This window comes from Sphingobacterium sp. HJSM2_6, from assembly GCF_049316305.1.
Lineage (GTDB): Bacteria > Bacteroidota > Bacteroidia > Sphingobacteriales > Sphingobacteriaceae > Sphingobacterium.
On sequence record NZ_JBMOXB010000018.1, the window covers coordinates 51,412 to 73,234 of the forward strand.

A 21,823-nucleotide genomic window follows, 5' to 3' on the forward strand; every position below is an offset into this window, starting at 1 on the left:
AGCGATAAATACAAAACTTCAGTCATAAAAACGCCCAGCAGAATTCGTTCTGTTGGGCGTTTTCCTTTTCTATACCTTATCGCGGTTAGTCCATTTCTAATTTCAGAAACCGACCTGTCTCGCTATTTGTTTGTTTTATTAGTTCCTCAGGCGTACCTTGAAACAATAATTGACCACCATTCATTCCACCTTCAGGTCCCATATCGATAATCCAATCTGCAGCCTTAATCATATCCATATTATGTTCGATGACCAAAATGGTATTGCCACGGTCTACCAATCGATTGATGACACCCAGCAATACATTTACATCTTCAAAATGCAAACCTGTAGTCGGTTCATCTAAGATGTAAAAGGTTTTTCCAGTATCTTTTTTAGATAATTCGGTAGCCAGTTTAACCCGTTGAGCTTCACCACCAGATAGGGTAGTAGAAGCCTGACCTAAAGTAATGTAACCAAGCCCAACATCCTGTAAGGTTTTAATCTTACGATAGATCGTAGGTATATTTTCGAAAAAGGAAACGGCCTCATCGATACTCATGTCTAAGACATCAGAAATGGATTTTCCACGATACCTTACTTCCAAGGTTTCCCGATTGTATCGTTTGCCATGACACGTTTCGCAAGGAACCTGCACATCAGGAAGGAAATTCATTTCAATAATTTTCATTCCAGCACCTTGACAAGTCTCGCAGCGGCCACCTTTCACGTTGAAAGAAAACCGACCGGGTTTATAGCCTCTTATTTTTGCTTCAGGCAATTGTACGTACAAGGCACGGATGTCTGAAAATACGCCCGTATAGGTTGAAGGGTTTGAACGTGGCGTTCTTCCTATTGGCGATTGATCAATTTCAATCACCTTATCCACCTGGTCTAAACCTTCTATTTTGTCGTACGGCAAAGGCTTTGCTTTAGCCCTAAAAAAATGATGATTTAAAATAGGGTATAAGGTATTGGTGATTAGACTGGATTTTCCAGAACCCGAAACACCTGTTACCAATACTAATTTGCCTAAAGGAATATCAATACTTACATTCTTTAAATTATGTCCTTTTGCACCCTTTAAGGAAAGCGTATGTCCATTTCCTGCTCTTTTCACTTCAGGAATTTGAATCGCTTTAGTTCCATTGATGTAATCCGTAGTAAGCGTATGCATTTTCATGAGTTGCTTCGGCGTACCTTGAGCAACCACTCTACCCCCATGAATTCCTGCAGCCGGACCCATATCGATCACATAATCCGCATTCATGATCATGTCTTTATCATGCTCCACGACTAACACGGAATTACCAATATCACGTAGGTTTTTTAAAGCTTTAATCAATCGTTCATTATCTCGTTGATGAAGCCCAATACTTGGCTCATCCAAAATATAAAGTACGTTTACCAGCTGCGAGCCGATTTGCGTCGCTAAACGAATGCGCTGAGCCTCACCACCAGAAAGACTTTTCGAGCTTCGGTTTAAGGTCAGGTAATTTAACCCTACATCCAATAAAAAGCCAATTCTAGTCTTTATTTCCTTGATAATTTCCGTTGCTATGATAACTTGACGATCCGATAATCGTTCCTCAATTCCTTCGAACCATTCGTTCAAAGCGACGATATCTAATTCAGCTAGTTCAGCAATATTTTTTTGATCTATCTTGATGTGTAGAGATTCTTTCTTAAGTTTCGCGCCATGACAAGAAGGACAAACAACTTGTGTGCGAAAATCATCCAATGCCTGCCCATCTTCCTGTTGTTTAGCACTCATTTCTTCCAGCATTTTGAAAACGCCTTGAAATTGTACCGCATATTCCCGGGCACCATAGGTTCCGTAGGATACTGTTAATGAAATAGGCTCTTCAGCTCCAAAAAGTAGCATATCAATGGTATCTTCCTGAAGTTTATCGATAGAAGCCGTTAACGAGAAATCAAATTTCTTGGCAATAGCTTTTAATACGGCGAAGTTCCACGATTCTCTCAGCGGCCCAAGCGGGACAATAGCTCCTTTTTGTATGCTTAAACTACGATCTGGAATAACAATATTTTTATCTATTTCATAGATATAGCCCAATCCATCACACTTAGGACAAGCACCATAAGGAGAATTAAAAGAAAAGGTGTTTGGCTGCGGTTCATCATAAGATATTCCAGACTCCGCATCCATCAAGTACCGGCTAAAAAACTGTTCTTTATTTTCCTTATTTGCAATTTTTATAATCCCCTTTGCGGTTTTTAAAGCCTGTCCAATGGAAGAATACAAACGCTTTCGGGATTCGCTTTCTACAACAATTCGATCCACTACAATTTCTATATCGTGGATTTTATATCGATCCACTTGCATTTTAGCAACCAAATCCAATATTTCACCATCTACACGAACTTTCGTGTATCCTTGTTTACGAATCTGTTCGAATAACTCCCGATAATGGCCTTTACGTCCCTTTACCACTGGGGCAAGAATATAAATCCCTTCCCCATCAAAATCTTTTAATATTCGATCCGTAATCTCATCATCCGACATACGTTCCATTTTTTTGCCCGATACATAGGAAAATGCTTCTCCAGCACGAGCAAATAACAAACGTAAAAAGTCGTAAATTTCAGTGATCGTCCCCACGGTTGACCTTGGGTTCTTAGACGTAGTTTTCTGTTCAATAGAGATGACAGGACTTAATCCGGATATTTTATCCACATCAGGGCGCTCCATCCCACCCAAAAATTGACGACTGTAAGCCGAAAAGGTCTCCATATAACGACGTTGACCTTCAGCATAAATCGTATCAAATGCTAAAGAAGATTTTCCGCTACCGCTCAAACCTGTTATTACAACAAGTTCATTTCTTGGAAAGGATACATCAATATTTTTTAGATTATGGACACGAGCACCAAATACTTCTACTTCCTGCTGTTCTCCTAAATCTATTGCTTTTTGTTCAGCCATTAAACTAATTTTTGGAATGTGCAAAGTTACTGATTTTTAAATTGACGGAAGAGTATGCAAGCCCCTAAACTTTAGATTATGAGACTGAAATGAAAAGTATTACCTTTAATTTACTAATTATGCGCAAGTGAATAAATTCGATGTAACTAAAAACGAACGAGAAGTAATTGAAAGTGCTGTTAAACATTGGCAAGAACAACAATTAATAAACGAAGATAAAGCCAAAGAATTAATTCACAATTTAGATGATAAAGGTTTTGAATGGGGCGTATTGGCTAGATATGCCTTCTGGATCGCACTCGCATCCATGATATTTGCGGTGATTTCCTTGTTTTCTGATGATTACTTAGAGCAATTAGTCCAACAATTTTACGATACCCCAAATGTGGTGTTTTGTTTATTTTTTGCTGGTCTAGCCATCTTGTTTTATGCTTTAGGATTTCGATTTAAACAGAAAAACCCCGATAAAACATTTTCTAATGAGACCCTCATGCTCGCGGGCTCATTTTCTACGGCAGCTTGTATAGGTTTTTTAGGTCAAATTCTCGATCGTAACGAAACGCATTATAGCCTCTTGTTTTTACTTTCCATTGTTATATATGCAGTACTTTCCATCAAATTAAATTCAAAGCTCATCTGGGTATTTACGCTTGTAGCCTTAGGAATTTGGTTTGCTACCGAGACGGCCTATCACAGTAATTGGGGCTTTAGGTTTTGGGGCATGAATTACCCCTTACGGTTTACCATATTTGGATTCCTTCTGACTGCATTTGCGTTTTTCCTTCAACCCAAAATAAAAGTACTGCAAGCTTTTCAATCCACATCTTATGTGATTGGATTGTTATACAGCATGATTGCTTTATGGTGCTTGTCGATTTTTGGAAATTATAGTGATTTTGAAAAATGGACCCAAATACGTCAATACGAAATCTTTTATTGGGGACTGTTGGGTATCGCTATATCCTTAGGTTTAGCGATTTATGGTTTGAAAACCAAAGATCATGCTTCAAGAGATATTGGCTTTATCTTTTTTATTATCAACCTGTACACTCGATTTGTCGAATACCTTTGGGATAATATCAATCGAACTATTTTCTTTTTAATTTTAGCATTGTCCTTTTGGTTTGTAGGTCGCTGGGCAGAGAAAATTTGGAAAAAGAAATAAGCTAAATAGTTGTACTTAAAAATCAAAATTGCGCTCATACAGTAAGGAAATGGCTTTTTTCTCATGAAGGATGAGGGGTTTTAAGTCCAAGTCCGACAAGCTGGATTTCGCAGAGATAAATAGGGGATTGAAACCTAGTAATATTCGTTCTGCTAATAGCTTAACCCTAGCCATATGAAAATCAGAACTTATGATGATTAAACAATCTGGATTATGCGTATGGAGTATGGGAAGGGCTAATTTAAAATCCTCTATCGTATTGGTCGATAAGGAATAGGGTAAAAACTGTTCATTTTTTAAGCCTAAACCGATTAAAAATTGTTTTCCATATTCACTATGTGCTTTTAAGGTAGGGTTAAATCGCTCGCCGAAGCCCCCGGTACAAATCACTTTAATTGTAGGATTCTCTTTTGCGAGTTGCCATGCACAGGTCAATCGATCTTGAGCCATCACTGATAAATTTCCTTTTTCGTCATTGGTTGATCCCAGCACTAAAATAATGGTATTCATTTCTTAACTATTTTGTAGTCGAAAATAGCCATGTATTAAGAAACATCAATTAAAATAATGCTAAATAATTGTGAAAAAAATTAGGAATAAGAGCTCAAAAAAAACAGGGGATATCCAAAGATATCCCCTGTTTTATATAAGTTTTGTTGCGTTCTTATAAGTGAATAACTTCACCATAAGCATCTGCAACCGCTTCCATAATCGCTTCACTCATTGTAGGGTGAGGATGTACAGCTTTTAATACTTCATGACCAGTTGTTTCTAATTTACGAGCAACCACCACTTCAGCAATCATTTCTGTCACATTGGCGCCAATTAAATGTGCACCTAGGAATTCACCATATTTAGCATCAAAAATAACCTTTACAAAACCATCTTTTGCTCCTGCAGCAGATGCTTTTCCGGATGCTGAGAATGGGAATTTACCGACTTTAATATCATAACCCGCTTCTTTAGCTGCTTTTTCGGTATATCCAACAGAAGCAATTTCTGGTGAACAATAGGTACAGCCTGGGATGTTATTATAGTCAATAGCTTCAACATGCAATCCTTTAATCTTTTCAACACAGGTAATTCCTTCAGCGGATGCCACGTGAGCCAATGCTTGACCTTTTACAATATCGCCAATAGCATATACCCCATCGATGTTTGTTTTATAGAAATCATCAACCAATACACGACCTTTGTCCGTTTTTACGCCAACTTCTTCTAAGCCTAAATTTTCGATATTAGGCGTAATTCCCACTGCAGATAAAACAACTTCAGCTTCGATAACCTCTGTTCCCTTATCAGACTTAATATTTACTTTGCTTAACTCGCCTTTCGTATCTACCGATTGAACTTCAGATTTGGTTAATATATTGATTCCAGCTTTTTTCAAAGATTTCTCCAATTGTTTTGAGATTTCTTCATCCTCTACAGGTACTATACGATCCATAAATTCTACAATCGTAACTTTTGTTCCAATAGCATTGTAGAAATAAGCGAACTCCACACCAATAGCACCAGAACCCACCACAACCATAGATTTAGGCTGTTTAGGTAAATTCATTGCTTGGCGGTAGCCGATTATTTTTTTACCATCTTGTGGCAAATTAGGAAGTTCTCTAGAGCGAGCTCCAGTGGCCAAAATAGTGTGTTTAGCACTATATTCTTTTGTAGTACCATCGGCAGCTTTCACTTCAATCTTACCACCTTTTTTTATTTTTGCAGTTCCCATAATGACGTCGATTTTATTCTTCTTCATCAAGAACTGTATACCTTTACTCATGCCATCTGCTACACCACGACTTCTTTTCACAATGGCGTCAAAGTCTGCTTCTCCACCATTCACTTTAATACCATAATCGGCAGCATGATTTAAATATTCGAATACTTGGGCACTTTTTAAAAGTGCTTTTGTCGGGATACAACCCCAGTTAAGGCAGATTCCTCCTAATGCTTCACGCTCGATAATAGCCGTTTTGAACCCTAATTGAGAAGCTCTAATGGCAGCTACATAACCGCCTGGACCACTACCAATAACAATAATGTCGTAATTCATAAATATTAATTGTCGTTATGTTTGCTAATACAATGTACCAAAAATACACATTTTTTATTTAGTCAGGCCAATTCTTTTATCGAATTGCCCCTTTAAACCTCTATACTGTCATATCCTAGTCAGTTCCTGAAATTCAACTTTTAATAGCAAAGGTTTTTAGCGTTCTTTGCGAAGTTCATTAATAAAACGCTATGTTACGTATATTTCAACAAGTTGCATTATGGGAAGCCATATCTACCGTTATTTTGTTTCTAATTGCCATGCCGTTAAAATACTTCGCAGGAATACCTGATGCGGTTCGTATTGTAGGTAGTATACATGGCTTCTTAGTGGTATTATTTGTGATTCTATTAATAGCTTGTTGGCAAACTTACCATTGGTCTATTCAACGTGTGTTGAAATATTTCTTCATAAGTTTAATCCCATTTGTTTCCTTTTGGGTGGAACGTGATCTAAAAAAAGATATTAATCAGCATAAATCGGCCTAATCCCATTATTTTCCTGCGTTTTCTATTCCCATATAGGCATAGGTAATTTCTGTTCTCCCGTGTGGGCAAGGATTACCTTCCTTATCTAGGTTTACGAAAACGAGTTTTTCAATCGAAAGGATTTCTTTTTTACTGATCTTATTACGCACCACGCATCGCATGGTTAGCGAAGTTGTGCCAAATTGAGTCGCTTCAATACCTAATTCGATAATATCTCCTTGCTTTGCAGAGCTGATAAAATTTATTTCCGAAATGTATTTCGTGACTACGTGTGGATTACCTAATTGGACGATGGCGTAAATAACCGCTTCTTCATCAATCCATCGTAGTAGTGTGCCTCCGAATAAGGAGCCATTGGGGTTTAAGTCTTCAGGCTTTACCCATTTTCTGGTGTAAAAATTCATGCTGTAATTTAGCTATTCCCATAAAAAAAGGCAAACCTAGGTTTGCCTTTTTTTATATTATTTATTACATGATCCTTATGCGTGGATGGCTCTATTCGCTGTAGCAGCTAAAGCAGCTTCCTTCAAGGCTTCTGTAAATGTAGGGTGTGCATGGCATATTCTACCGATATCTTCTGCTGAAGCACGGTATTCCATCGCTACGACAGCTTCTGCAATCATATCCGCAGCGCGTGGGCCGATCATGTGAACACCTAACACTTCATCCGTATCGGCATCGGCTAATACTTTCACAAAACCATCGGTATCACCTGATGCTTTTGCACGTCCTGATGCTTTAAATGAAAAACTTCCCGATTTGAATTTTTTTCCTGCTTCTTTCAATTGCTCTTCTGTTTTACCTACCGAAGCAACTTCTGGCCAAGTATAAACAACACCTGGAATTAAATTATAGTCTATATGTGGTTTTTGACCAACGATTCGCTCTGCAACATAAATACCTTCATCCTCCGCTTTATGCGCTAACATGGCTCCTTTCACTACATCACCAATCGCATAAACACCAGGTACGATAGTCTCTAAATGATCGTTTACGGTGATTTTGTTACCTCGTTCTTCTGGAGTAATACCGATGTTTTCTAAACCTAAACCATCTACATATGCCGTTCTACCTACAGCAACGATACAATAATCGCCTTCTAGAGATACCGCTTGTCCTTTAGCATCTTCGGCAGTAACCGTTACTTTTTTACCTTTGGCAGTAGCTCCAGTAACTTTATGGCCCAAGAAAAACTCCATTCCTAGGTTTTTCTTTAACACACGTTGTAATTCTTTACCTAATCCGCCATCCATAGTTGCGATGATCGATTTGGCATATTCCACAACAGAAACTTTTGCTCCTAGACGCGCATAAACAGATCCTAACTCTAGACCAATTACTCCTCCGCCAATGACGATCAGATGTTTTGGAACTTCGCTTAAGTTTAAGGCTTCTGTTGATGTAATGATACGTTTCTTATCTATTGGTAAAAAGGGAAGTGCAGTCGGTTTAGAACCGGTTGCGATAATGATGTTTTTACCTGTTATCGTTTCCGTAGATCCGTCAGTTTTTGTGATTTTAATGTTGTTTTTGTCAACAAAAGAACCTAATCCTTCGAAACTATCGATTTTGTTTTTCTTAAATAAGTAAGTAATACCGGCCGTATTTTGAGCGATAACATCGTTTTTACGATCGATCATTTTTTTCATATCAATACTTAGACTGCTCAAGTTGATACCATGCTGTTCAAAATTATGAGCAGCATTATGGAAATGTTCTGAAGAATCTAATAAGGCTTTGGAAGGAATACAACCTACATTTAAACATGTTCCACCAAACGTGCTGTATTTTTCGATAACAGCTGTTTTTAAACCTAATTGAGCACAACGGATGGCAGCAACATATCCGCCTGGTCCACTACCGATTACGATAACGTCGTATTGCATAGAATTTTATTTTGTTTTTGTATCGCAAATTTACTATTAAATTGACTATTAAGCGAACCAAATTTAAGAATTAAGCAATTTGATTCCTCGTATTTGCGTCAAATTTTGTGCAATCTCCTTAGAAAAGTAAAATTTATATTTTGAAGGAATAGCTTCCTATTCATAGGTAGATAGGAATGTTAGCATTCGTACATTTTGGGTGACTAGCGAAGTACTCCAGCGGATCTTGTTTGGATCTCCTTCGGATCAGATTCGGATATGGTTTGTAAAATTGCGGAGGATGTCCGTACCAGATCCGATTTATTGCCCTTGGATCAGGATAACTAGGCTGTGTTTTTTTAAGGCCTATTCGCGCAGTTCTTTTGGATTAAAGACTCGGGTAGGCTTGCTATTTAGGATGGAGTAAATATGTTCTTACTCCTAAACATATAGCCTTAGGAAGCAGCTGATGCTTTGGGTGGTTCGCAATAGCATGGAAGATAATGCTTGGGTATGGAAATAAAAAAAAGCTCTCGAATGAGAGCTTTTGTATGCTTTTAGGTATATCCTAATTATTCTGCAACGATTTTTCCTTGCATGATACCAAAGTGTCCAGGGAAACTACAAAGGAATGGATAAACACCTTTTTCTAAAGTAAAAGTAATTTTATCTTCTTCTGCAGGACCTAATAATTTAGTATGAGCAACGATAGAAGTTAATGATGATTTTGGAATATATTCATTATCAACCGCAGCAACTGCTTCACCACCGAAAGTAGCAATATCTACACCTGGTTTCAAAACGACTAAGTTATGTCCCATTGCTTCTTTTGGTTGAGAACCTACATTTTTCAATGTTAATGTTACTGGCTCACCAGCTTTTACACGGATTAATGTGGTATTGAATTGCATTTGATCATTTGATTCTACAGTCCAATCATTTGCTAAAGTAACATTTTCAATACCTTCTACTTTTTCAGCAGTTTCAACAGGCACTTCCGTGCTGCTTGCTGCATCTGTAGTTGAATTATCTTCTTTCTTCTCACTATTTCCACCACATGAGGTCATTCCAATGGTTAAAGCTAGCACCGGAATAATAAATAATTTGTTCATAGCTATTTATAATATAATTTATACGAATTTAACATTAATATTTTAATTAATCGAGACAAATGCTATCAAGTTGTCAAATTCATGTTTTTGTTTTTGGTGGTTACGGCTACAATTTTTTGGTAAAGCTCGATAGGATCAAATGGTTTTCCAATAACACCATCTGCTCCTGCACGGTAAGCTGCTGCTTGTTCATGTTCCAAAACTGATGCTGAAATAGTAATGATTGGTATACCGTGTTTTTCTGGAATACTGCTGTTTTTTATTTCTTTGATCGCTTCAAATCCACTCATGATGGGCATATGCGTATCCATCAAGATGAGGTCATAATGATTACTATCCACTTTTTCTAAGGCCAGTTGTCCATTTTTTACGATATCAACTTCACAGTTCCAACTGCGTAGCATATGGGCCAACATAAAGGAGTTTAGGTCATTGTCTTCAGCGACAAGCACTTTGAGTTTTTCAAATTTAGGAAAGGAGTTATAGGTTGGTACTTCTTTAACTTCATCTTTACGTTCCTGAGAGGAAACCTCAAACCAACCTTCAAAAAAGAATTCGGATCCTTTACCGTATTCACTATTGGCGCCAATTTGTCCATTTAATAAGTTCGCTAATCGCTTCACGATAGCCAACCCTAAGCCAGTACCTCCAAATTTCTTAGTGATACCGTCGTCCGCTTGTTCAAATGCAAGGAAGATTTTATCAACTGAACCTTCTTTTATTCCTATACCTGTGTCTTTGACAGAGAATCTTAACTTAAAACTATTGTTCTGTTTCTCTGTAATATTAATAGCTAATTGAATTTTCCCCTTTTCTGTAAATTTGAGACTATTGGATATAAAATTGCTAATGATCTGTTGTAAACGAAGGGAGTCATAGCGAATATATTGTGGAACTTGCTCATCCATCAGCACTTCAAAATTCAGATTTTTATGGGTTGCTTTAATTTTGAAAATACGATTGATGTCTTCAATCATTTTCGTTAAGCTAAAATCCTCAAATTCGATTTTCAACATCCCAGAATCAATCTTCGATAGATCTAAAATGTCATTGATGATGAGAAGCAACGATTGTGATGCATTATCCAAGCGTTTTAACCAATCCTTTTGTTCCGTATTTAAATCTGAACTCTTAAACATGTGCATAATACCCATTATCCCATTGATTGGGGTACGGATTTCATGACTCATATTCGCTAGAAATATTTCCTTAGATTTTCGGGCTTGTACGGCCTCCTCCTTCGTTTTTAATAATTCCATTTTTGATTCTTCCAACTCTTTGTTTTTCTGAATCAGTTCTTGTTGAATGAAAATCTGCTGTACGAATGATTTTACCTTAGCAATGGTTATTTCTGGATTGAGTGGTTTGTACAGGTAGTCTACAGCACCGCTTTCAAGTCCCTGCAATAAATAGCGATCTTCTTTTGAGATGGCCGTTACCATGATGGCCATGATGTGGCTGGTCTTCGGATTTGATTTCAATATGGATACAAATTCAAAGCCATTGATCTCTGGCATTTGGACATCGACTAATGCAATTGATATTTCGTCTCTCCAACAAATTTTCAAGGCCTCATTTGGATCTGTTGAACAGACGATATTGATATACTCAATATCTTGAAGAAGGGCATGTAAACTTATAATGTTTTCTTCTTTATCGTCTAGAATAAGAATGTTTATAGGTTTCATATGATTGATTAAGAAATTTGGCTGAAATATTCAATTACTTGTTTATTTGTCATCACGTTAACTTCCTTTGATATGTTAATGCCACTTTGAGGCATGGTATCAATGGTCGCATCCGCTGGACTTTGAGCGATACAATAACTCTGGTGTTCTAATAGTTTTTTAAACCCTTGAGCACCGTCATTATTCGCTCCGGATAATAAAAATGCCGTTGCATTTGCACCATAGACTTCTGCCACCGATTCAAAAAACACATCAATGGATGGTCTTGAAAATTGTATTGGGTCAGAAATATCCAAGGAGAAATAATAATTAGGCTCCACTAAGGTATGATATCCCGGTGGTGCAAAGTAAATTTTATTGGGTAAAATAGGAAATTTATCTTTAATAGATAAAACAGGTCGATTTAATCTTTTCGAAAGTGAATTTTCGATCTTCGTTTCATATTTTGAATTTCTGTGAAGAACTATCACGATAGAACAAGAAAATTCTTTCGGCAGATGGTCTAAAATCGTCACAATCATTTCGTAAGCTCCTGCGGAACCTCCAATAGCAATAATATGTGATGCCTTTGTATCCATGAATTATTTAATTTTCTGATAGATGTTTAATTCTTTATCAATCACCTTAAAATTATTCATGATTTGATGTCTCATGATGGTTTCTTTTGTACCAAGACATAGAAAACCGAATAATGCGAGTGATTCATAAAACAAATTGATTACTCGCTCTTGTAATTCCAAATCAAAGTATATTAAAACGTTTCTGCAAGTAATTAAATGAAATTCATTAAAAACTTGATCTGTCGCTAAATTATGAGTTGAAAATAAAATATTTTGCCTTAAATCATGATTAATTATCGCCGCATCATACTTCGCTGTATAATAATTTGATAAGCTTTCTTTTGAATTATAAGCGTTGAAATTGTCCGAATATTCTTTGAATTTTTTCAAAGGATATATCCCTTTTTTAGCGATGTCTAGGACCTTATTGTTGATGTCAGTACCATAGATAAACGCCCGATCGCTCAACTTATTTTCTTTTAGTAAGATGGCTAAAGAATACACTTCTTCACCCGTAGAGCAGCCTGCACTCCATATTTTTATCCGTTGAAAGGATTGTAAATAGGGAAGGATATCCGTGTTTAGTTTATTGTAAAATGCAGGGTCGCGGAACATTTCCGTCACATTGACAGAAATTTCTTGCACAAAGAATTGATGAAATCCAGGAAGATTGACAATGGCATTTTTTAAATCGACAAAATCCATTTCTTCCAGGCCCATAATCCGTTGGATCCTTCTTTTCAAAGAGGATCGGGTATAGCCTGATAAATCAAATCCGGAAACATTCTTTAATAAGAATACTATTTCTTCGATTTCGATAAAGGATATGTCATAGGTGCCTTTTAGCTGAGCCATACTTGCATTAATGATACTAATTTATCTAAATCTATCGGTTTACTCACATAATCATTTGCCCCTAATTCGATCGACTTTTCGCGATCTCCTTTCATTGCTTTAGCTGTAACTGCTAATATTGGTAAATTATTGTGCTTTTTGTTTTTCCTAATTTCTTGAATAGCCTCATATCCGTCCATTTCAGGCATCATAATATCCATTAATACGATGTCAAAGTGCTTGTCTGGGTTATTTACTAATTCCACAGCTTCACGACCATTATTCGCAATTTCAATTTTCATATTGTATTGTTCCAGCGAGGAGGATAGTGCAAATACATTTCGCATATCATCGTCTGCAATAAGTACAACTTTATTGTCTAAAATGTTTGTTCCATAATGTTCTTGTGCATCAATTTTTTCCGGATTACGGATTGGTTTGTATGCTGGCGTAGAAACTTTGTTTAAGAATAAATTAACTTCATCAATCAATCTACTATTGGATTTACTGGATTTCAGCACCATGGCTTGCGTATGTCTCAATATTCGCTCTGTTTGTTCTATAGTCAAATCATAGGCTGTATTGATAATTACAGGTAATTTTTCAAATTTCGGATTGGATTTAATTTTGTCTAACATTTCTAATCCTGATCCATCTGGCAGTTTAATATCGAGAATGATGCAATCCAAATTTTCTTCCTGTTCCAGTTTTTTCAATCCAGATTCTATAGTGAAAGCTTGAATAACATTGGTTTTTTGTTCTGCAAATGCTTTTTTGATTAAATCACTTTGAAATTCTTGATCTTCGATCAATAAAATCTTTTTGATGTCTTTGTCAATACTTAACGAGATGTTATCGAATGCTAAGGAGATGCTTTCTTCGGTTACGGGCTTACTCATGAAGCCAATGGCACCTTTCTCTAGAAAATCCTTTTTATCAAAAGAAGCCGCAGACATCATGTGGATTGGAATGTTTTTGGTAATTTCTTCTGCTTTTAATGTTCGTAAAACTTCCCATCCATCGGCCAATGGCAGCATAACATCTAAAATGATTGCATCCGGAGTTTTAGCTTTAGCCAATTCTATCCCTTCCAATCCATCATAAGCATTCAATACCTTGAAGCCATATTCTTCGGCAAATTCTTTTAAAATATCTGCAAAATTGATGTCATCTTCTATAATTAAAATGACTTTATCTTTTGACTCTTGCGTTTTTTTACTTTCGCTAGCTGGGCTAGGACTGCTGCTTACCGCTTTTTTAGCAGGAAGTAATTCAACTACACTTTCTACGATTTGACTTTCTTCTATCACAGAAATATAAGGGATAATTAACGTGAATTTACTCCCTTGGTCTAATTTACTTTCTAATGTAATACGACCATTTAATAAAGAAGCAATTTCTCGAGAGATTGACAAGCCAAGTCCTGTACCGCCATATTTTCTACTTGTAGATCCATCTTCTTGACGGAAAGCTTCAAATATTAAGGATTGTTTGTCCTCTGGGATACCAATTCCGGAGTCGATGACCTCAAAATGTATACTTCCAGATTTTTCAAATACATTTAAAGTAACATTTCCGCTGTTCTCCGTGAATTTAAAGGCATTGGAAAGAAAGTTTTTGATGACCTGCTCTAATCGATATTCATCGGTAACGAATTTAGCTGGACATTCATTAATATCAATCGCAAAGTTTATGGATTTTTCCTTTGCAATAATTTTGAATAAAGACTCTAAATTTTGAGTGAAATCCTTGCTGTATATGACATCTTGATGTACTTCTACTTTACCAGATTCAATTTTTGCAAGGTCTAAAATTTCATTGATTAATTGCAGTAAATCTGAACCGGCATTGTATATGACATTGGCATATTTTACTTGTTCATCTGTCAGATTTGAGGCTTTATTATCTTGCAATAATTTGGCTAATATTAATACACTATTGAGTGGAGTGCGAAGCTCATGACTCATATTGGCCATAAATTCTGACTTGTACTTACTAGCCTGCTCTACTTCATTGATCTTTTGTTCAACAATAAAATGAGCTTCATTTAAATCAAAATTTCTACGTTCCAATTCTACTGCTTTCGCATTGAGTTCTAAATTGGCTTGTGATAATTCTTCCTGTTGCACGCGAAGTTCTTCTTCAGAAGCTTCGAGAAGGTTTGTTTTATAGACGAGTTCCTCATTGGTAATTCGAAGCTCTTCTTGTTGTGCTTCCAATTCCTCTGTTTGACGTTGGGTTTCTTCTAATAATTCTTCTACCAATGCATGACTTTGTCTTGCATTCAATGCAGAACCCAAGGATCTGGATACCCTGCCGAGAAACTCGATGATGCTATCAATTTTGTCTTTTTGAAAATTGCCAATTATTTCAATGATCGCAATGCAGTAATTTTCATGCATGACTGGGAATAATATAACTTCAGCAGCAACATAATCTAAACTGGCGGTAGATAATTTTATACTTTTTATATCACTGATAGGAATGATTTGATGTTTTTGTGTTTCGGTAATGGTACCTAACAAGCCTTCACCCAATAGGAATTTATTGTAAACGCCTCTGTTTTCCATTCCATGGCTAGCCTTGAGTTGAAATTCATAGGAATCTATTTTGCGTACAAAGATGGCTGCAGCGTAATATTCAATTATTTCAAAGATGGATTTGATCGCAGTTTTTGAAATTTCTGCTTCATTTTGGATGCCATTTATTTGATTATGGATTTTCGAAGAGTTTTGTAATACCCAATTGACGTTTTCTAATTCGTTTGTTGTATGTGTTAATGTATTATTTAATTCACGTTCTTTTTGTGAACTTTTTCTTAAATAATTTAATATTCTTAGGGTTTGAATTACGACGTAAAGAATAACTATTAAGGAGAAAATCCCAAGCAACGCAGTGTATAATCTTGTTGTATTGAGGGCTTTTTGTTTTAGGGTCGTCTTCTCTTTTCTTAAATTAATAATGTCATTGGTGAAACTATGTGCCGTATTCATAATTTGACCAAGGTCATTGGCTATACTGAGGCCATCTAAATTGATTTCCGTATTTTGTATGGTTTGACTCGCTCCGATGCTTGCAGAGAATCTTTTGAGGGCATCAATAGATTTTGGCGCTTGATCCATGATGGCATTAGGATTTTCTAAAATGTTTAAGCTTTTTAGAATTTCCTCATTCATGTTATTTAATACGACAGGATCAGCTCCTTTTTCAATCGTTTTATATTTTGCTAATTTTTGAACAGCAATTTCCCATTGCTGTATTTCGTGGAATTTTTCCTGGGCAGCATCCATATACGTTTGTATATCTTCTGCAAATTCTTTTTGTTTACCTAAAAAATAGACATAGGAAAAAATGATGATAAGATAAGCTATTATTATACTTATTATAAATTGCCACTTGAGGAAGTTGAATTTATTCATATCGAGTTGAATCATTTCTGCGGTTTTAAACTCAGCCATGGTATAGTTAGGTAAATGTGTGTTCAGTTGGTCGGGTAATATGTATGATATTAAACGTACTAAAACGATACTTGCCTTTATGATCAGAATATAAAAACCAATAATTTACTATAAAATGCGTTTTAGAAAAATTTAATACTAATAGGTAGAAATCATTCATTTTTAACCCTGATCAATGAATGTTTGACTTTTCTGCCTTAAAATACAAAAGTGTTAATTTTTGTTTAAACTTCCATATTTCCACGACTTATTTATTTAAAAAAAATATGGAGGCTAATTATTTGATTATGAATGACTAGGGGTTGTGTTGCGGATTGATGCATGGAATCTATTTGAATTTTTTATGGAATAGTAGTAAATCTGGCTTAGCGATTTAAGAAATTAATATTTACAAAAACGAATTTCCGCATCTGAAATCTGAAACATTTTGTGCATCTTTAATACATTCGAATAATTTAACCCGAAAATATGGATTCATCTATTCAGTTGGTTTTAATCATCGCAGGTTCGGTGATTGCCATCTTTTTTTTATTGTATTTATTGCCTGTAAACCTTTGGTTTACGGCTCAACTGTCTAATGTTAAAATTAGTCTTTTAAATTTAGTGCTTATGCGATTGCGGAAAGTTTCCCCAGCATTGGTGACTAATGCAATGATCACCTCGACTAAAGCAGGATTAAAAATTACCACCAATGAAATTGAGACGCATTATCTTGCCGGTGGTAATGTGAATAAGGTAATAAAAGCACTTATTTCGGCAGATAAAGCTAATATTCCATTGGATTTTAAATTGGCTACAGCTATAGATTTGGCGGGTAGGGATGTTTTTGATGCGGTGCAATTATCTGTTAATCCACAAGTAATCAATACTCCTCCAGTAGCCGCTGTTGCAAAGGATGGTATTCAATTGATTGCTAAAGCCCGTGTTACGGTTCGTGCAAATATTAATCAATTAGTAGGTGGTGCTGGTGAAGAAACCATTTTAGCTCGTGTAGGTGAAGGTATTGTCACAACCATCGGTTCTTCTAAAGACCATAAGGAAGTATTAGAGAATCCAGATCGTATCTCTAAAACTGTACTTTCTAAGGGTTTAGACTCGGGTACAGCATTTGAAATATTGTCAATTGATATCGCTGATATCGATATTGGTGAAAACGTGGGTGCGAAACTTCAAACCGATCAAGCGGAGGCTGATTTGAAAGTGGCAAATGCTCGTGCTGAGGAACGTAGAGCTATGGCTGTGGCGTCGGAACAGGAAATGAAATCTAAAGCACAAGAAGCTAAAGCGAAGGTAATCGAAGCGGAATCTCAAGTTCCTTTGGCCATGGCAGAGGCTTTCCGAAATGGAAACTTGGGTATTATGGATTATTATAAAATGCAAAATATACAAGCGGATACCGATATGAGAGCATCCATAGCGAAACCTCAAGGACCTGAAAAGAAATAACTATTTTATTATTAATAAAATGCCATAATTAGCGAGTTTAACTTTGCTGATTATGGCATTTTTTGTTAAGAATAATGCATAAAAAAACCCTGGCGATGGGCGCCAGGGTTTGATACTAACCAATTATAAACCTAAATTATGAAAAGACAATTTTGAATAATAATCCTACTATTTGTTCGAATTATGACACAAATGTACAGCAAGATTTGAAATCTGCAAAGAATATTCTTCAAAAAGTTTCCCGTGCAACTATATTCTGACATTGCTGTGATTTAAGGGTTTTTATGGATAAAAGTTTGTCGGTAACCGATTACTTTTTAAAGTCGTTAACTGATAAAGATTAATTAATTTTGAAAAGAAGGTAAATAATATGCTATTTAATAAATTAAAAAATATCAAAGTGATCATTCTAGATGTGGATGGAGTGTTGACTGATGGAACAGTTCTAGTGAATGAACAAGGCGAACAGTTGCGAACCTTTAATGTGAAGGATGGATACGCGATGCAACTAGCTGAAAAGGTAGGCTTGAAAATCTGGGTAATTACTGGCGGTAAGTCTGAAGGCGTAAAAAGTAGGCTGCTTGGGTTGGGCCTTAGTGAGGTTCACCTGGCTGTGCAAAATAAACGAGTGCTGCTGCGTGAACTTTTGGCAACTCATGGTATTTCTTCTGAACAAGCATTATATGTTGGGGATGATATGCCCGATTATGAAGTGATGCAGGATGTTGAATTGGCGGTTTGCCCGCAAGATGCAGTGGAAGAAATTAAAGCGATAGCGCACTATATGTCTCCAAAAGCTGGAGGTAAGGGTGTTGTTCGGGATATTATTGAAAAGACGTTAAAGATGCAAGGGAAATGGGTGTTGGATAGTCAGCTAAAGAGTATATAATGATAATACAAGAGGTATTAAAAAATATTCAAATCATTTTAGGTTCAAAATCGCCAAGAAGAACTGATTTATTGGCATCGATGGATATTGATTTTGAAGTTGTCGTTAAAGAAACGGAGGAAGATTTTGACCCTGCACTCTCTGCAGAAGAAGCTGTGAAGACTATTGCATTAACTAAATTATCGGCTTTTGATGAGGATGTTTATCAAGATAAATTAATCATCTGTGCAGATACCATTGTGGTGGGTAAAACTGGGAAAGTCATTGGTAAACCTATAGATTTAGAAGAAGCGAAATATATAATCAATTCTTTGAAAGATCATTTTCATACCGTTTACACGGCTGTTGCTATAGGTTATCAAGGTCAGCAATATGCATTTGTCGAGCAAACTAAGGTTTGGTTTAATCCGATCAATATCGAGGAAATAGCCTATTATGTAGATCATTATAAACCATTGGATAAAGCTGGTTCTTACGGTATACAGGAATGGATTGGTCGCATTGGTATTTGTCGAATTGAGGGTTCATATGAAAATGTGATTGGCCTGCCTACCGCGCGCTTACATATGGAATTGAAGAAAATTGTTGGAATAGCGTAATTATACGATAAAAAAAAGGGGGAATTTTAAATTCCCCCTTTTTTTATTTGATATGGTATCGAATACCCGTGTAAAACATTCGACCTGTAATGGGCCCCCAAAGTAAATTGGTGTCAAAATTGGATCCAAATGGATTATCAAATGCTAATATTGGATCTTTTTGATAAAAATTACTGAGGTTTTCTCCACCTACATAGATGTCAAAATTCTTGTTTTTTCCCAATGTCTTGCTTACCTGTGCATTCATCGTTACGTATGCTTCGGATTCCTTTGCCAATTGATAGGCCGGGGGATTCGTGCTGGTATTGGGGATTCTTTTCTTACCGACTACATTTAAGGTGTAATCGAAGCTCCATCCCGAGTGGGTATTATAGGCAAGATTCATAAAACCTCTATGTTTTGCAGTAAGGGGTTTTTGCAACCTCCCCGATTCAAAATCTGTTTGCACATCCAACATTCGATAAGCCAATCGAGCTTCTAAATGTGGAGCTGGCATAAAACGAAATTCTGCTTGTAAGCTGTTTGAAAATGAGGTGCCATTCAAATTATAAAAAGCGACCTGTTGTGGGTTTTCAAAATCTACGACAACTTGATTTTGAAAGTTACTGTGAAAAAGTTCCACGGATAAGCCTGATTCCCTATTAAATAACTGGAAATTTTGATCAATGGTCAGGCCTGTGTTCCAAGAAACCTCTGGCTTCAGGCCATAAGCTTGCCCAGCAGCAGTCAAGGTACCTAAATCTCTTATGGATCGACTAGAAGCAAATATACCAAGGTTTTCTGCAAAGATATTGGCTGTACGTTGACCTCTTCCAGAGCTTATTCTAAAGGTGGTTCCTAGGATAGGTTCATAGCGCAATACGGCTCTTGGTGTAGTAAACCAACCGTATAAATTGTTATAATCCTGCCTTAGCCCTAATACGGCATCGAATTTCTCCGATGGACTAAACGTATACTCGGCAAAGGCTCCAGACGTTGTTTCTTTACGACCAAATAAATAACTGTAATTTGTATTCGTATTTCTACGCATTAATTCTTCATCATATTGATCATGTTGTACTGAGAGACCAACTTTGTATTTATGGGTAACATCGCTGATGATATCTTGATATAGTAAATTGGCATAGAGCGATTGCTGATCATTATCGTAAGAGTTATAGCCGAAGAAACTTTCTTGCTTGTATTTACTTGCAGATAATTGTAATCCGATACTACGGTGTTTATTGGTAGGGAAAATGTATCCTAATTTACCAAAGCCTTCTATACGTTGATTATTAAAGCCTAATCCATAGCGTGTATTGCCAAACTTATCACTGTTTTCATTGAAATCTAATTGACCTCCCACGCGATTGTCGTGTAAGAACTTGATTCCAAATTGTGCAATGATGCCATTGCCATTTTCATAGTGCCATCTATTAATCCCGGAGAATAAATTTCCAACAGGAATATCACGGAAGCCATTGTCACTATAATTCATTTTTTTATTGTACATGAAATTATCGTGCAATAAAAATCCTACAGACCATTTTTCGCTAAAATGATGCGAAAGATTAAGGTTAACATCTGTTCTGCCCATATTGTTGGCATAGGCATTAAAAAACAATTTTTCACTGTTGTGTGGTTTTTTTAATTCGACGTTGATTTGCCCTGCCATATTCTCAAATCCATTAGCCACAGAGCCGATACCTTTACTGATGTTTATGGATTCTATCCAGGTGCCTGCAATACTATTAAGTCCCAATGGACTGGAGAATCCACGAGGTCCTGGAAGGCCTTCGACGGTCAATTGTGTATATATACCACTGAGTCCAAGCATTTGAATTTGTTTGCTCCCTGTTACTGCATCACTGGAAACAACATCTACGGATGCATTGGTTTCAAAACTTTCGCTCAGATCACAACATGCGGCTTTAAATAATTCTTTTGCAGTGATAGTTTCAACGCGATTTGGGGAAAGTTTGTTGATGTAATTTGTTTTTTGCCTTTTAGAAACCACGATTTCTTGCAGCATATTGTCCTTAGACTGAATGACCAATACTTCATGTAAGTTTTTCACTTCTAGGGTATCTGAGGACATGCTCGCATGCGATACTACTAAAAAACGGAAAGGCTTATGGTGCATAATTTTAAACACCCCGTTTTCATTGGTTTTTACTTTTTTGCTTGGTTCGTCCAACCAATACACCGATACTTCGGTGATAGGACTTAATTCTCCTTTATTATTTTCATTGACGACAACACCTGTGACTTCATGGTCGTGATCATGATCATGTCCACCGGCATCATCCGTTTTTTCTGTATGTTCTGCATGTTCTGCATGATCGTGATCGTGTTTTTCGCCTTCTTGATGTTGATGATCGTCGTGTTGATGATTTTTGTTAGCTCCTGTGTTTTGATTTTCATCATCCCAACGGTCATAAACACAGCATTCGTGTAAATTTTCGTAGACTTCGTCCTTGGCTCTAAATTCGCGCGTGTCATGACCCGCTTTTGCAATGTTTTGTTTGATTTTATCTAAGGTTGTTTTACCTTCTTGATAGGTGACCGTAGCCATATGGGTGTTCACATCCCAATTGATAGATTTTACTCCTGCTTCTTTAGCAGCTTGCTCTATTCTTTTTTTACATAAGCCACAGTTTCCAGCGACTTCAAACTTTTCTGTATGTGTTTTTTCTTGTGCACTGACTTGAAAAGCCAATAACAGCATCAAGGATAAAATAATACTATGTATAGATTTCAT

16 protein-coding genes are annotated in these 21,823 nt (G+C 36.5%); 5 read left to right on the forward strand and 11 right to left on the reverse strand.

All coding sequences use genetic code 11. The features are described 5' to 3' along the window. Positions 1 to 85: 85 nt before the first annotated feature. Positions 86 to 2,926 (reverse strand): excinuclease ABC subunit UvrA, encoded by a 2,841-nt coding sequence (gene uvrA, locus ACFRAE_RS15120; protein WP_422798007.1) that lies wholly within the window; start codon positions 2,924 to 2,926, stop codon positions 86 to 88. A 127-nt stretch (positions 2,927 to 3,053) separates the two neighbouring features. On the opposite strand from uvrA, the gene ACFRAE_RS15125 reads away from it, so the two are divergent. After that, complete coding sequence (locus tag ACFRAE_RS15125; RefSeq protein WP_422798008.1) at positions 3,054 to 4,091, forward strand: DUF2157 domain-containing protein; 1,038 nt, start codon at positions 3,054 to 3,056, stop codon at positions 4,089 to 4,091. 15 nt (positions 4,092 to 4,106) lie between these two features. On the opposite strand, the gene ACFRAE_RS15130 is transcribed toward ACFRAE_RS15125, so the two are convergent. After that, a complete protein-coding gene (locus tag ACFRAE_RS15130; protein ID WP_422798009.1) occupies positions 4,107 to 4,601 on the reverse strand; it encodes a YdcF family protein in 495 nt (164 codons plus the stop codon). Positions 4,602 to 4,755: 154 nt separating this feature from the next. Further along, a complete protein-coding gene (gene lpdA, locus ACFRAE_RS15135; RefSeq protein WP_422798010.1) occupies positions 4,756 to 6,144 on the reverse strand; it encodes a dihydrolipoyl dehydrogenase in 1,389 nt (462 codons plus the stop codon). Positions 6,145 to 6,335: 191 nt separating this feature from the next. Here lpdA (ACFRAE_RS15135) and ACFRAE_RS15140 point away from each other — a divergent pair, with 191 nt between their 5' ends. Further along, positions 6,336 to 6,632: a DUF3817 domain-containing protein gene (locus tag ACFRAE_RS15140; RefSeq protein ID WP_422798011.1), complete on the forward strand. Its 297-nt coding sequence runs from the start codon at positions 6,336 to 6,338 to the stop codon at positions 6,630 to 6,632. Between the two features lie 5 nt (positions 6,633 to 6,637). Here ACFRAE_RS15140 and ACFRAE_RS15145 read toward each other — a convergent pair whose 3' ends face one another. From ACFRAE_RS15145 to ACFRAE_RS15175, 7 genes are all read right to left on the reverse strand, one after another. After that, a complete protein-coding gene (locus ACFRAE_RS15145; RefSeq protein ID WP_422798012.1) occupies positions 6,638 to 7,036 on the reverse strand; it encodes an acyl-CoA thioesterase in 399 nt (132 codons plus the stop codon). 75 nt (positions 7,037 to 7,111) lie between these two features. Then, complete coding sequence (gene lpdA, locus ACFRAE_RS15150; RefSeq protein WP_422798013.1) at positions 7,112 to 8,518, reverse strand: dihydrolipoyl dehydrogenase; 1,407 nt, start codon at positions 8,516 to 8,518, stop codon at positions 7,112 to 7,114. A gap of 551 nt (positions 8,519 to 9,069) precedes the next feature. Beyond that, positions 9,070 to 9,609, reverse strand: coding sequence for a plastocyanin/azurin family copper-binding protein (locus tag ACFRAE_RS15155; RefSeq protein ID WP_422798014.1), 540 nt, complete (start codon positions 9,607 to 9,609; stop codon positions 9,070 to 9,072). 65 nt (positions 9,610 to 9,674) lie between these two features. Then, positions 9,675 to 11,297, reverse strand: a complete 1,623-nt coding sequence (locus ACFRAE_RS15160) for a response regulator (RefSeq protein WP_422798015.1) — start codon at positions 11,295 to 11,297, stop codon at positions 9,675 to 9,677. An 8-nt stretch (positions 11,298 to 11,305) separates the two neighbouring features. Beyond that, a complete protein-coding gene (locus ACFRAE_RS15165; RefSeq protein ID WP_422798016.1) occupies positions 11,306 to 11,875 on the reverse strand; it encodes a chemotaxis protein CheB in 570 nt (189 codons plus the stop codon). A 3-nt stretch (positions 11,876 to 11,878) separates the two neighbouring features. Beyond that, positions 11,879 to 12,712: a CheR family methyltransferase gene (locus tag ACFRAE_RS15170; protein WP_422798017.1), complete on the reverse strand. Its 834-nt coding sequence runs from the start codon at positions 12,710 to 12,712 to the stop codon at positions 11,879 to 11,881. Beyond that, positions 12,700 to 16,149: a response regulator gene (locus ACFRAE_RS15175; RefSeq protein WP_422798018.1), complete on the reverse strand. Its 3,450-nt coding sequence runs from the start codon at positions 16,147 to 16,149 to the stop codon at positions 12,700 to 12,702. Before ACFRAE_RS15175 ends, ACFRAE_RS15170 begins: the two co-directional genes overlap by 13 nt. A gap of 468 nt (positions 16,150 to 16,617) precedes the next feature. Here ACFRAE_RS15175 and floA point away from each other — a divergent pair, with 468 nt between their 5' ends. The 3 genes from floA (at position 16,618) to ACFRAE_RS15190 (ending at position 19,083) form a co-directional block, all read left to right on the forward strand. Then, the gene (floA, locus tag ACFRAE_RS15180) at positions 16,618 to 17,595 is read left to right on the forward strand and encodes a flotillin-like protein FloA (RefSeq protein WP_422798019.1); all 978 of its coding nucleotides are present in this window, start codon (positions 16,618 to 16,620) and stop codon (positions 17,593 to 17,595) included. 370 nt (positions 17,596 to 17,965) lie between these two features. After that, positions 17,966 to 18,484, forward strand: coding sequence for a KdsC family phosphatase (locus tag ACFRAE_RS15185; RefSeq protein WP_422798020.1), 519 nt, complete (start codon positions 17,966 to 17,968; stop codon positions 18,482 to 18,484). Further along, the gene (locus tag ACFRAE_RS15190; RefSeq protein WP_422798021.1) at positions 18,484 to 19,083 is read left to right on the forward strand and encodes a Maf family nucleotide pyrophosphatase; all 600 of its coding nucleotides are present in this window, start codon (positions 18,484 to 18,486) and stop codon (positions 19,081 to 19,083) included. Before ACFRAE_RS15185 ends, ACFRAE_RS15190 begins: the two co-directional genes overlap by 1 nt. Before the next feature lie 43 nt (positions 19,084 to 19,126). Here the strand turns inward: ACFRAE_RS15190 and ACFRAE_RS15195 are convergent, their stop codons facing one another. Beyond that, positions 19,127 to 21,823 carry a TonB-dependent receptor domain-containing protein gene (locus ACFRAE_RS15195; RefSeq protein WP_422798022.1) on the reverse strand — a complete coding sequence of 899 codons (2,697 nt, stop codon included), beginning with the start codon at positions 21,821 to 21,823 and terminating at the stop codon, positions 19,127 to 19,129.